We start from the raw sequence: 12,692 nt of genomic DNA on the forward strand, positions 1-12,692 counted from the left end.
GTCCCGCGGGTCTAGCGGCGGGACATGAGCCAGTTCCCCGACAGGTCACGCACCGCCCTCCTCGTCGTCGACGTGCAGAACGACGTCGTCGAGAACGCCCACGAGCGTGATGCCGTGGTCGGCCGGATCGCCGAGCTCGTGCAGCGAGCCAGGTCCGCCGACGTGCCGGTCGTGTGGGTGCAGGACTCCCTCGCCGACGACGACGGTCCTGCGACGGGCACCGAGGGGTGGAAGATCGTCCCCGAGCTCGAGCCACGTGCCGGCGAGCCGGTGGTGCACAAGGACTACGGCGACGCCTTCGAGGCCACCGAGCTCGAGACGGTCCTGGCCGAACGCGGTGCGGGACGGGTCGTCGTCACCGGCGCCCAGACCGATGCGTGCATCCGCGCCACGTTGCACGGGGCGTTCGTGCGCGGCTACGACGTCACGCTCGTCTGCGACGCCCACACCACCGAGGACCTCACCGCGTACGGAGCGCCCTCTCCCGCCGAGGTCGTGGCGCACACGAACCTCTACTGGCAGTTCCAAGGGGGCCCCGACCGCGTCGCCGACGTCGTGGCGGCGGTCGACGTCGAGCTCTGACGTTCGTCCTCCTCTCGAGCCCCCGACAGGCTCGGGGCCCGGATATCGGCGGTCGGGGGACGGAATACTGCGGGCTCCACCAAGGTTGATACGATCAGACTCAAGTCAGTTGCCAGCACTTCGGCAACGACTCCCCGAGCTCACGAACCCCGCAGCAGCACCCGATCAGCAGGAGGAACCCCCATGGCACGAGCCGTCGGAATCGACCTCGGAACGACGAACTCCGTCGTCGCCGTCCTGGAGGGCGGAGAGCCCACCGTCATCGCGAACGCCGAGGGCGCTCGCACCACCCCGTCCGTCGTCGCGTTCGCGAAGGACGGCGAGGTCCTGGCCGGCGAGGTCGCCAAGCGCCAGGGCGTCACGAACGTCGACCGCACCATCCGCTCGGTCAAGCGCCACGTCGGCACCGACTGGAAGACCGAGGTCGACGGCAAGTCGTTCAACCCCCAGCAGATCAGCGCCTTCATCCTGCAGAAGCTGAAGCGCGACGCCGAGGCCTACCTGGGCGAGACGGTCACCGACGCGGTCATCACCGTGCCCGCGTACTTCAACGACCACCAGCGCCAGGCCACCAAGGAGGCCGGTGAGATCGCCGGCCTCAACGTCAGCCGCATCATCAACGAGCCCACCGCGGCCGCGCTCGCGTACGGCCTCGACAAGGGCGACGAGCAGACCATCCTCGTCTTCGACCTCGGCGGCGGCACCTTCGACGTGTCCCTGCTGGAGATCGGCGACGGCGTCATCGAGGTCAAGGCCACGAGCGGCGACAACAACCTCGGTGGTGACGACTGGGACAACGCGGTGGTCGACTGGATCGTCAGCACCTTCAAGTCCAAGACGGGCATCGACCTGACCAAGGACAAGATGGCCATGCCGCGCATCCGCGAGGCCGCCGAGCGCGCGAAGATCGAGCTGTCGAGCTCGTCCTCGACGTCGATCAACCTGCCCTACATCACCGTGCAGGACGGCAGCCCCGTCTTCCTCGACGAGACGCTGTCCCGCAGCGAGTTCGAGAAGATCACGGCCGACCTGCTCGAGCGCACCAAGGCGCCGTTCAACAACGTCGTCAAGGACGCGGGCATCTCGGTGAACCAGATCGACCACGTCGTCCTCGTGGGTGGCTCCACCCGCATGCCCGCCGTGAGCGAGCTGGTCAAGACGCTCACCGGCGGCAAGGAGCCCAACAAGGGCGTCAACCCCGACGAGGTCGTCGCCGTGGGCGCCGCGCTCCAGGCCGGCGTGCTCAAGGGCGAGGTCAAGGACGTGCTCCTGCTCGACGTCACCCCCCTGAGCCTCGGCATCGAGACCAAGGGCGGCGTCATGACCAAGCTCATCGAGCGCAACACGACGATCCCGACCAAGCGCAGCGAGGTCTTCACGACGGCCGACGACAACCAGCCGTCCGTGGCGATCCAGGTGTACCAGGGCGAGCGCGAGATGGCGGCGGGCAACCAGCTGCTGGCCACGTTCGAGCTCACCGGCCTGCCCCCGGCGCCGCGTGGCGTCCCGCAGATCGAGGTCACGTTCGACATCGACGCCAACGGCATCGTGAACGTGTCGGCCAAGGACCGCGGCACCGGCAAGGAGCAGTCCATGACCATCACGGGCGGCAGCGCGCTGTCCAAGGACGACATCGACAAGATGGTCAAGGACGCCGAGCAGTACGCCGAGGAGGACCGCAAGCGTCGCGAGTCCGTCGAGACGCGCAACCAGGCCGAGGCGCTCGTGCACACCACCGAGAAGTTCCTCGCCGAGAACGGCGACAAGGTGGGCGACGACGTCAAGGGCGAGGTCCAGGCCGACGTCGACGCGCTCAAGGCGGCGCTCGAGGGTGACGACAACGACGCCGTCCGGGCCGCCGTCACCAAGCTCGGCGAGTCCAGCTCCAAGATGGGCGAGGCGATGTACGCCGCGGCCGCCGCGGAGCAGCAGGCCGCCGGCACCGACGCACCCACGGGTGACGCCGACGCCGGCACCGACTCCGACGACGACGTCGTCGACGCCGAGATCGTCGACGACGAGGAGAAGAAGTGACGGCTGGGCCCGACGGCCCCACCGAGGGCGCTGACCCGGAGGTCTCGCAGGAGACCTCCGGGGAGGCCCCCGTCGACGAGGCCGTCGAGGTCCCCGCGGACGAGGAGGAGGTCGTGGACGAGGCAGCAGCCGAGGAGTCGACCGAGCCCGAGCAGGCTGCGGAGCCCACGCCGGAGCAGCAGCTGGCCGAGCGCACCGCCGACCTGCAGCGTCTGCAGGCCGAGTACGTCAACTACCGCCGGCGGGTCGAGCGCGATCGCGCGCAGTCGCGCCAGCAGGGCGAGGCCGCGGTGCTCCGCTCGCTGCTCACGGTGCTCGACGACATCGGTCGGGCCGAGCAGCACGGTGAGCTGACGGGCGGCTTCAAGGCCGTCGCCGACGCGCTCCACCAGGCGCTCAAGGCGCACAAGCTGGAGGGCTTCGGTGCCGAGGGCGACGTGTTCGACCCCCGTCTGCACGAGGCGCTCTTCGCAGCCGGCGAGTCGCCCGACGTGCAGGTCACGTCGGTCGGTCCCGTGGTCCGCACGGGCTACCGGATGGGCGACGAGGTCCTGCGCCACGCGCAGGTCGGAGTCATCGAGCCCGCCTCGGGCGAGGCGCCGGCGGGCGACGAGGACGAGTGAAGGACGGTCGGGCAGCAGCCGTGTGCTGCTGCCCGACCGGACCACCGATCGATCAGGAGAGGAAGGGGTGAGCCGTGAGCAACCCGAGTGACTGGGCGAGCAAGGACTTCTACAAGGCGCTGGGCGTGTCGAAGGACGCGTCGACCGCCGACGTGAAGAAGGCCTACCGCAAGCTCGCGCGCGAGAACCATCCCGACTCCAACCCCGGCAACAAGGCCGCCGAGGAGCGCTTCAAGGAGGTCTCCGAGGCCTACGCCGTGCTGTCCAACGCCGAGAAGCGCAAGCAGTACGACGAGCAGCGCACCCTGTTCGGCCAGTTCAAGGGTGGCTTCGGTGGCGGTGGCTTCGGCCAGCCCGGAGGCACCTACGGCGGCGGCGGGACCACCGCCGACTTCGACCTGAGCGACCTGCTGGGCGGCATCTTCGGCGGTGGCGGGTCGCGCGGCGGCCGACGTCGTCAGCCGCAGGGCCGCCGGGGCGACGACCTCGAGACCGAGGCCACCATCACCTTCGCCCAGGCGGTCGAGGGCGCCACGCTCCCGCTGCGCATGACCAGCGACGAGGCGTGCCCCACGTGCCACGGCACGGGCGCCAAGCCCGGCACCGTGCCCAAGGTGTGCACCAAGTGCCAGGGCAGCGGCATGCAGACCGGCGCGTCGGGCGGCGTGTTCGCCATGACCGAGCCGTGCTCGCAGTGCCGCGGCCGTGGTCTCGTCGTGGAGCACGAGTGCTCCACCTGTCGCGGCAGCGGTCGCGCGCCGTCGAGCCGCACCCTGCAGGTGCGGGTGCCGGCCGGCGTGAAGGACGGCCAGAAGATCCGCCTGAAGGGCAAGGGCGGTCGCGGCGAGGGCGGCGCCCCCGACGGCGACCTGTTCCTCGTCGTGCACGTGGAGCCGCACACCATGTTCGGCCGCAAGGGCGACAACCTGACGATCACGGTCCCGGTCGCGTTCGACGAGGCCGTGCTCGGCGCGCAGATCAGCGTGCCGACGCTCGACGGCCCGCCGGTGCGCCTGAAGGTTCCCGAGGGCACGCCCACCGGTCGCACGTTCCGCGCCAAGGGCAAGGGCGCGACCACCAAGGCCGGCACCCGCGGCGACCTCCTGGTCACCGTCGAGGTGCAGGTCCCCACCGACCTCGACGACGCCCAGCGCGCGGCGGTCGAGGCCCTGCGTGAGGCGCGCGGCGCCGCCACCCCGCGTGACGGCCTGTTCGAGGAGGTGCCCAGCTCATGACGGGAAGCCCGTTCGTCCCACCCGGACCCGAGGCGAAGGTCTTCGTCATCAGCGTCGCGGCCGAGCTCTCGGGCCTGCACCCGCAGACCCTCCGCACCTACGACCGGCTCGGCATCGTCGAGGCCGGCCGCACCGGCGGCGGCGGCCGCCGCTACTCGCTGCGCGACATCGAGCTGCTGCGCACGGTCGCCCAGCTGAGCGCCGAGGGCCTCGGGCTCGAGGGCGTCAAGCGGGTCATCGCCCTGGAGAACCAGGTGATGGCGCTCCAGCAGAAGGTGGCCGAGCTGCAGACCGAGCTCGCCGCGGCGCACCACGCGCTCGGCACCGTGCAGAACCTGCCGGTGCTGGCGCAGCAGGCGCAGATCTCGATCTGGCGCCGCCCCGCTCGCTGAGTGGTCGGGTCAGCGGGTCTCGAGCTCCCACCGGGGGACGGCCGCACGGAGCGCGATCAGCAGCTCGAGACGGACGTCGGGGTCGGTGAGCGGGTCGCCGAGCAGACGCTTGGCGGTGCCCAGCCGCGTGTGCACCGTCTGGGCCGGCACGCCCATGAGGCGGGCGACCTCGTTGGCCGGGCGGCCGTGCTCCAGCCAGGTGAGCAGCGTGCTCGCGAGGGAGATCCGACGCGACGCGGGCAGGTCCGCCAGCGCGGCCAGCCGCCGGTCGACGAGCAGGTCGACGAGCGCCGGCGACGACGTCACGACGAGCCGGGCGAGCACGTCGACCGACGCAGTGACTGGCCTCCCGGGCTCGGCGACGGCGGCCGTGGCGCGGGCCAGCCGGACCGCCTCGGGCAGCGAGACGAGGTCGACCGACGGTCCCCGGGCGATGTCGGAGCCGGCGAGCGTGCGGACCCGGTCGTCGGACCACGCCGCCGGCACGGCCGCCTCCTCGGGTCGAGGGGCGGGGAGGACGTCGCCGTGTCCGCGTAGCTCGCCGTCGAGGACCGCGCCCGAGGCCGTCGCGACGACGGGAGTCAGGCGGGCGTTCGGGTCGATGCCGCAGGCGATGGCCAGGCCGCGCAGGCCCGGTCCGTCGGACCCGCCGAAGAGCGCGGAGGTGAGGGCTCGCCGACGGTGGGCCGGGCTGAGGGCGTGGAGGCGCAGCACCGCCTGCATGCCCCGGCGGACGTGGCCGACGATGCGCAGCAGCAGCTCCTGCACGGCGCGCGACAACGTCTCGACGTCGGGGAGGTCCTGCTCGCGGACCACGGCCGGGATGACGTGTCGCCGCAGGCCACGTCCGACGGCCTGGACGACGGCGGTCAGCTCGTCGTCGGTCATCCCGGCCTGGGCCTGGGTCTCACCGAAGTGGAGGCAGCGAGCCGCGACGCTGCGCCCGGCGGTCACCGGGTCGCCGCCATGGGTGGCGAAGGCGTCGGCGCAGGCGAGAGCGAGGTCCACCCAGGCGTCGGGCGCGCGCGGGACGGAGCTGCGCACCAGCTTCTCGAGCCGGCCGCGCAACCCCGCCCCGTCAGGGAGGCCACTCGACGGGTGGTGCGGGAGGGAGGGTCGCACCGCTCCCGTCGACGCCATGGCTGCACCGTCACAGCGGCAGATGCACCGCGTCAACGCACGACGGCACCGGTGCCGCCAACGCGGCCGATTCTTGTCACGCGCATGACAAGACCCGTCGAGATTCAGCTGCCTGCCACGACCACGGTGGCGGCGACGCCGACGCCGGCGGCGATGCCGGCCAGACCGGGACCGAGCAGCCCTGCGGCCGCGACCGCGCCGGCCAGCACGCTCCAGGCCAGGGCGACGGACTGACCACGACGAGCCGACCCGACCGCGCCGCGGGCGGCCCCCACGGCCCGCGCCACCCGGCCGACGTCGAGGTCGGCCAGACCCAGGTCGGACGTGAGGGTCGAGCCGGTGCTCACGTGCAGCACCCGTCGACCGTCGTCCGTCCACGCGGCGACCGTGGCGCGCTGGCCGTCGGCGTCCAGATCGCCGGCCGCGTCGTCGATGCCCACCTGCGCGGCCACCTCGCGCGTCCGCGCGTCGGTGTCGCAGGAACGGAGGACGACCTCGAGGCCGAGGTCGCGCAGGGCCTGGACGCCCTCGGTGGCGTCGGCCCGGACGTCGTCACCCACGGTCAGCGTGCCGAGGACGCGTGCGTCGACCTCGACGCCCACGGTGGTCCAGACGCCCTCCTGGGCCGGCAGGCCGAGCCAGGGCAGATCACCGACGCGCACCGGATGTCGGTCGACGCGCCCCGACACGCCCACGTCGCCGTGGCGCTGCAGCTCGGTGACCCGACCGCGACCGGAGAGTCGCGAGACGGCGCGTGCCACACGCCCCTCCTGCTCGTGCTCGAGGGCGCCGGCGAACCAGCGCAGGTTGCGCTCGTGGTCGGGCTCCACGGGATCGATCGAGGTCACCCGCAGGGCACCGGTGGTCACGGTGCCGTCCTTGTCGAGGAGGGCGACGTCGGCGGCCGCCACCTGGGGAAGCGCCGCCGGGTGAGGGAAGGTGACGTCGTGCGGGGCCATGTGGCGGCGCGCGACCCGCAGGGCCGCCGGCCCGGCAGCGAGCAGACCGGCCGGTCCGGCGGACACGAGCACGAGGGCGGCGACCTGGAGACCACGACCGGGCGTCTCGACCACCGCCCAGACCGCGGCGGCCACCGTGGCCGCGGTGACGACGGACAGGACGAACCAGGCGGGTGCGTCCACGATGCTCTCGTCACCTCGCCACAGCGACACGAGGCTGAGCAGCGCTGCGGAGGCGACGACGGCGATCGCCGTGGTGGGCCGCTCCTCGGCCAGCGCCTCGTACAGGGTGACGACGAGCGCGACGACCAGGCCGAGGCTGCCGAGCGTGGCAGCCCCGGGTCGCTGGCTCGCCAGCTCGGCCAGGGACCGCTGGTGCACGGGCGCGGCCAGGACGAAGGCGAGGGCGGCGACCCCGACGAGCGTCCACGGCCAGCCCTGGAAGCGCAGGTCGGGGACCGTGGAGACGCCGACCGTGCCTGCGGTCAGCACCAGGCCGACGGCGAACGTGAGCACCAGGCAACGACGTGACGCCTGCGCGGAGAACGAGGCGGCTGCCGCGTGCGCGGTCACGACGCGTCCTCCGCCCGGAACCGCTCGAAGTCGCTCTGGTCGCCGGCCTTCCACAGCGGCACGCTGGCCTTGAGGAGCATGGTCAGCTGCACGAGGAACTCGGTGTCGTGCATGGCCTCGCCGAACAGCTCGTTGATGCGCTTCCAGCGGTAGCGGACGGTCTGGGGGTGGACGCCGAGGCGGGCGGCGATCGCAGGCGCGCTGTCGCGGGTCTCGAGCCAGACGAGCAGGGTCTCGGAGAGGATCTCGCGGGAGTTGGGGGTCTCCGCGAAGAGGGGACGGAGCAGCTCCTGGCCCAGCTGCTGGCGCAGGGTCGGCTCGGCGTGCAGCCAGATCTGGGTGCGGTGCTCCCGGCAGTCGACCACCTGCGCGTCGGGGACGACGCCGCGGCGCACGAGGTCGAGCGCACGCCGAGCCCACCGGAACGCCGACGGGACCTCCGAGGGATCGACCTCCCAGCCCACGGCCACGCGCGTGACGCCGGCGTCCACCAGGGCGCTGGTCATGCAGGCGCGGTCGGCGGAGTCGACCATCGCCACGACGGTCTCGTCGTGACGCACCAGGAGGGCGCGCTGCGCCAGGACCGTCAGGTCGGGACGCTCGCCACCGAGCTCGGCGACGGCGAGCACGATGGAGGCCGGGATCGGCCAGACCTCGTCGGTCCCGGGCTGGACGGTCCCGGTGAGCAGCTGCTCGGCCAGCGCCGCTCGGGCGCGGTTCGGGTCGGCGGCCCGCTGTCGACGTGCCTCCTCGTGCCCGGCCTCGACCTGCCGCTGCAGGTGGCCGACGAACGCCAGCAGCCCGTCGGAGACGAGGGCCGACGTCGTCCCGTCCTCGGCCAGCTCCTGGAAGCGTGCCCAGCCGATGCGCACGGCGACGGCCAGCCCGACCTGGAACTCGTCGAGCGTCCGCTCCGCCCGGGCCTCCCGCCGCCCGAGGGAGCGGAAGACGTCGTCCACGCCCCGGTCGCGGTGGGGGGCGCCGTCGAGCTCGTCGAGGAAGCGGTGCAGTGCCGTTGAGACCGCCTCGGCGGCCACGGCGCGGCTGGTCGGTCGCGCGAACTGCGGCACGCGCTCGCACACGGCGTCGATGATCTCGGTGGTGAGGGTCGGGACGACGCGACGCACGCGGCGTGCGTGGGCGGCGACGAGGTCGGACGTGGAACGGTCCGCGAACAGCGTCATCGCGCGGACCCGTGCGGTCCAGGTTCCATCGCCGGCTCCCCGATCCGATGACTCGTGTGGCTGCACCGAGTTCTACCCCGCTGCCGGGTCGGCGTCAACGACGGGACCGCCGGGCACCCCGGATCCGTCGTGGTGCGTGGTGGTGCTCAGGGCCCTGTCCTCCCGTCGTGCCTGCACGGTCCCCGCCGGACCGAGCCCCCGAGGTGACTGTGCCGCAGACGAACGGGCCGACGAGGGTGTCGGTGGCGTGCGGCCGTGAAGTTGTCACGTGCGTGACAATCACGGGTGACGAAGGCCCACTGTCGAACGTGTTCTCGGTGCTGATCGTGCCCGGGCATTCGCTGCGGCGAGGCACGGCCGCCGACTCTGGGCGTGTCGTTCACTCCACTTGCCGTGGGGCCTCGTCGGGGAAGTCGAGGGGGCGTGGGACTGTGCGGACACGTGGATTCGTGACGGACTCGTCGGGCGTCTCGTAGTAGTTCTGGGCACACCCGATCTCCTCGGGCGTCGTGGCGCCAGGCTGTGGTGGCAGCGCCATCGAGAAGTCGTCGGTGTACTTCACGCAGTTGAAGGATCCGACCTGGAGCGTCACCGGGTTGCCCGGCCCCGAGAGCGCCGCGGTGAGTACCGGCGAGACGTCGTCGCCGCTGCGCGTCGAGCAGCCCTCGAGCGAAGCGATGTCGATGGAACCCTCGAGTGTGCCTCCGTACAGCCCGTAGAACGCTTCGGCAGGGTCGAAGGTGTCGAACGACTTGCCGTAGAAGCTGGGGCCGACGTAGCCGGGTTCCTCGAGGACGTCGAGAGGCTTGGACGTGACCGACAGGCGGGAACGTGTTCCCGTCCCGCAGGAGTCGTCGAGGCCGACGTCGTTCCCGTCGACCTTCAGGGACCGAATCTGGACGTCGACGTCGGCGGCCAGCGCGGCGGGCTCGACCTTGGTGCGGCGGCCCCCGTCCTCGGCCGTGACGTTCTCGACCGACCGCAAGTAGAACGGAACCGGGTAGCCGTCCGCATCCAGTCGCTGCTGCAGCTGGAGGGTCACCTCGACCGGGATGGAGCCGAAGGCGACGGTCCGAACAGGGATGAGAGGCGAGCGACCGTAGTTCCGGTCCGAGCCCTTGGGAGAGACCAGAAAGGTCCGGATGTCGATCGTGTACTCCCTGTCCTCGCCATCCACCCTGTTCCCGATGAGGATGTTGTTGCCCATGGTCATGAGAGGGATGCGTGCCCACTGCTTCGCCTTCGGCGAACCAGTTCTCCCGAGACTGACGCCGTTGATCCAGCCGTATCGGTTGGCGAAGTCGGGCGTCGAGCAGGGGTCGTAGTCGCTCGGCGGCAGTTCGTCGGGGCACTCGATGAACGGAAGTCCTGGGTAGATCCCTGTCCTCTCGTCGGCGGAGGCGACACCGACGATCGAGGCGACGAGAGCGAGAGCGACCGTGAGCAGGGCGGTCAGCTCGCGACGTCGGCGCAGAGGGGTCTTCATGCGAGCACCGTCACAAGCCGAGCCCCGAAAAGCAACGTCGATCGCGCGGGAGAGCGATGTTGAGGTCAAATTTGTCACTTGCGTGACAACGGCCACGGGCCCCGCCCTGCCGCGACTTGGTGGTGGCACGTGCCTCCCCCGTCGTCACTCGGGTCGGGAAATTGTCACGTGGGTGACAATCGCGGCCAGCATCTCGGCTCGGGCGGGCTTCCCCGCTTGTCTGGAGGGTGACTTCCGTGGGCCTACTTGGACGGTGACCGCGGTCACACATCCATCGGCAGATCGGAAGGAACCATCATGAAGATCAAGCACGCAGCACTCGGCGGAGCAGTCGTCGCCCTCGCGGGTGTCGTCGCCGCCGGCCCGGCCCTCGCCACCGGCAGCTCCTACACGGTCGGTGTCGGCGGCAGCTCCGCGGCCGGCACGCACACCATCACGGCAGCGTCGTCCGGGAGCCTCAGCTTCGCGGTCCCGACGCTGTCCATGGGCTGCACGAGCGCGAACGTGCCGACCTCGCCGGTCTCGACCGTCGCGAGCGGCACCGGCATCGTCGACATCGCCGCGATCAACAAGATCAACTTCGTCGGCTGCACGGGCCCGGGTGGCTCGCTCGCGGTCACGACGGTGGGCTCGTGGAAGCTGCACGGGACGGGCGCGGCCACGTCCGGCACCTCCGACGTCGTCGCCGGCCACGTGGACAACATCACGGCCAACGTCGCCAACGCCGTCTGCCGCTTCACGGTGACCGGCAAGGCCAACGGCACGTTCAGCGAGTCGACGCAGCGTCTGCAGGTCAGCGAGACGGGCTTCACCGGCAACCTCCGCGTGTCGAACGTGGTCGGCTGCCTCGGGCAGGTCCAGAACGGCCAGGCGGCCAACTTCACGGGCACGTTCGACGTGACGTCGCCCGACGGCGCGATCAACGTCAGCTGACGCGTCCCGGCCTGCTGCACCACACGGCGGGCCATCACGGGTGGGGCCGAGCCCACGTTCGGCCCCACCCGTCCCTGACCTCACCCGAACGACCACCCCTCGCACCACCAGCCCTCAAGGAGCACCCATGTCCATCACCCTCGCGCCCCGCTGGCGCAAGCGCGCCGCCGTGGCCGCTGCCGGCGCCGCCGTCGCGCTCGTCCCCGTCGCGGCCCACGCGGCCACCATCGTCACCATCACCTACGACGCCCAGGGCACCTCCCACATCGCCAAGACGAACTCCGACGTCGCCCTCGGCCCCACCACCCTGCGCACGGACCTCGACATCGACACCGGTGACTTCACCGGGTCGCTTCCGCTGCCGGGCACGTCGACGGAGTTCAAGATCGCCGGCTTCCTCCCGGTGAAGGCCAAGGTCGACTTCATCGAGGCGGCCCCGCTCACCGGTCACATCAACCTGACCCAGACGCAGGCGCAGGTGAGCTCCACGGCGACCTACTACGTGAAGCTGTCGGACATCAAGGTCGCGGGGTTCCCGACCTTCGCGGGCAGCAAGTGCAAGACGAAGGCGCCCGTGTCCATCCCGGTCGGCACGCGTCCGGACGAGGGCTTCGACCTCATCAACGGCGGTGAGCTCGTCGGCACCTACACGATCGGCAAGTTCGAGAACTGCGGCATCAACACGCCGCTGATCAACAGCCTCGTGCCCGGTTCCGGCAACACCGTCGACATCACCGTGACGAACGGCGTCGTCGCGGAGTGACGCCCTGACCTCGTCGGCCCCGCGTCCCCCTGGGCGCGGGGCCGACGTGCATCGTCAACGCATCGAAGGAGAACCATGAGGAACACCACTGTGCGCCGGCTCCTCGCCGGCACCGCCGCAGCCCTGTGCCTGGCCGTCGGCGTCGGCCCGGCCGGAGCGACCGGGAACAGCGTGACGGTCGCCGTCGGCGGCACCAGTGCCCAGGCCCTCCACCCGGTCACCGCGACGATGACGCAGTCCGTCCGGTGGGAATCGCCGTTCTTCACCTGGAGCTGCAGCAGCGCGAAGATCCCGTCGAGCCCGGTCTCCGACGTGCAGGGTGGTGCCGGCGTCACCGACGTCCTCACTGTTCGAGCCATGTCGTTCCAGGGTTGCGGGTGGCCCGGTGGCAGTCTGCCCACGGCGTCCGCTGCGCCGGCGACACTGCACGTGACCGGGCCCGCTTCGTCCAGCACCACCGACCAGGTGCGGGGCCATCTCGACGATCTCACCATCGTCTCGTCGAATGCGATCTGCGACTTCACGGTCACCGGTTCCGCAACAGCTGTGCTCGACGAGGCGACACAGCGGCTCGCCATCGAGGAGACCGGGTTCACCGGGAACCTGACGGTCTCCAAGGTCCGAGGATGTCTCGGTCAAGTGCAGAACGGGCAGGCGATGAACCTGAGGATGAGCCTCCAGCTCACCTCACCCGACGGTGCGATCAACATCAGCTGACGAGGACGCGGGGCGGCCTGGGGACGAAGCCCTTCCCAGGCCGCTACCGATCGGTATCATGAAGGTGGCGC

12 protein-coding genes are annotated in these 12,692 nt (G+C 71.3%); 8 read left to right on the top strand and 4 right to left on the bottom strand.

Annotated features, from left to right (window positions below; genetic code table 11):
• The first annotated feature begins 24 nt into the window (after positions 1-24).
• The 5 genes from ASF37_RS07020 (at position 25) to ASF37_RS07040 (ending at position 4,866) form a co-directional block, all read left to right on the top strand.
• On the top strand, positions 25-582 hold the full coding sequence (locus ASF37_RS07020) for a cysteine hydrolase family protein (RefSeq protein WP_055962840.1): 558 nt from the start codon (positions 25-27) through the stop codon (positions 580-582).
• A gap of 183 nt (positions 583-765) precedes the next feature.
• Positions 766-2,616 carry a molecular chaperone DnaK gene (gene dnaK, locus ASF37_RS07025; RefSeq protein ID WP_056579659.1) on the top strand — a complete coding sequence of 617 codons (1,851 nt, stop codon included), beginning with the start codon at positions 766-768 and terminating at the stop codon, positions 2,614-2,616.
• Positions 2,613-3,239 (top strand): nucleotide exchange factor GrpE, encoded by a 627-nt coding sequence (gene grpE / locus ASF37_RS07030; protein ID WP_056579661.1) that lies wholly within the window; start codon positions 2,613-2,615, stop codon positions 3,237-3,239. Before dnaK ends, grpE begins: the two co-directional genes overlap by 4 nt.
• Before the next feature lie 74 nt (positions 3,240-3,313).
• On the top strand, positions 3,314-4,474 hold the full coding sequence (gene dnaJ, locus ASF37_RS07035) for a molecular chaperone DnaJ (RefSeq protein WP_056579663.1): 1,161 nt from the start codon (positions 3,314-3,316) through the stop codon (positions 4,472-4,474).
• Positions 4,471-4,866 carry a heat shock protein transcriptional repressor HspR gene (locus ASF37_RS07040; protein WP_055962855.1) on the top strand — a complete coding sequence of 132 codons (396 nt, stop codon included), beginning with the start codon at positions 4,471-4,473 and terminating at the stop codon, positions 4,864-4,866. Before dnaJ ends, ASF37_RS07040 begins: the two co-directional genes overlap by 4 nt.
• Positions 4,867-4,875: 9 nt before the next feature.
• Here the strand turns inward: ASF37_RS07040 and ASF37_RS07045 are convergent, their stop codons facing one another.
• The 4 genes from ASF37_RS07045 to ASF37_RS07060 all read right to left on the bottom strand — a co-directional run bounded on the left by ASF37_RS07045 (position 4,876) and on the right by ASF37_RS07060 (position 10,304).
• Positions 4,876-6,006, bottom strand: a complete 1,131-nt coding sequence (locus ASF37_RS07045; RefSeq protein ID WP_082506436.1) for a helix-turn-helix domain-containing protein — start codon at positions 6,004-6,006, stop codon at positions 4,876-4,878.
• Between the two features lie 104 nt (positions 6,007-6,110).
• Complete coding sequence (locus tag ASF37_RS07050) at positions 6,111-7,538, bottom strand: HAD family hydrolase (protein ID WP_056579666.1); 1,428 nt, start codon at positions 7,536-7,538, stop codon at positions 6,111-6,113.
• Entirely contained in the window at positions 7,535-8,722 is a 1,188-nt protein-coding gene (locus ASF37_RS07055; protein WP_056579668.1) for a helix-turn-helix domain-containing protein, read from the bottom strand. Before ASF37_RS07055 ends, ASF37_RS07050 begins: the two co-directional genes overlap by 4 nt.
• 379 nt (positions 8,723-9,101) lie before the next feature.
• Positions 9,102-10,304, bottom strand: coding sequence for a hypothetical protein (locus ASF37_RS07060; protein ID WP_156368140.1), 1,203 nt, complete (start codon positions 10,302-10,304; stop codon positions 9,102-9,104).
• A 201-nt stretch (positions 10,305-10,505) separates the two neighbouring features.
• Between ASF37_RS07060 and ASF37_RS07065 the strand changes: the two genes are divergently transcribed.
• From ASF37_RS07065 to ASF37_RS07075, 3 genes are all read left to right on the top strand, one after another.
• Entirely contained in the window at positions 10,506-11,141 is a 636-nt protein-coding gene (locus ASF37_RS07065; RefSeq protein WP_055962884.1) for a hypothetical protein, read from the top strand.
• A 127-nt stretch (positions 11,142-11,268) separates the two neighbouring features.
• A complete protein-coding gene (locus ASF37_RS07070) occupies positions 11,269-11,904 on the top strand; it encodes a hypothetical protein (RefSeq protein ID WP_055962894.1) in 636 nt (211 codons plus the stop codon).
• A 75-nt stretch (positions 11,905-11,979) separates the two neighbouring features.
• Entirely contained in the window at positions 11,980-12,621 is a 642-nt protein-coding gene (locus ASF37_RS07075) for a hypothetical protein (protein WP_056579670.1), read from the top strand.
• Positions 12,622-12,692: the final 71 nt, after the last annotated feature.

The sequence above is a fragment of the Aeromicrobium sp. Leaf289 genome, from assembly GCF_001423335.1.
GTDB lineage: Bacteria > Actinomycetota > Actinomycetes > Propionibacteriales > Nocardioidaceae > Aeromicrobium.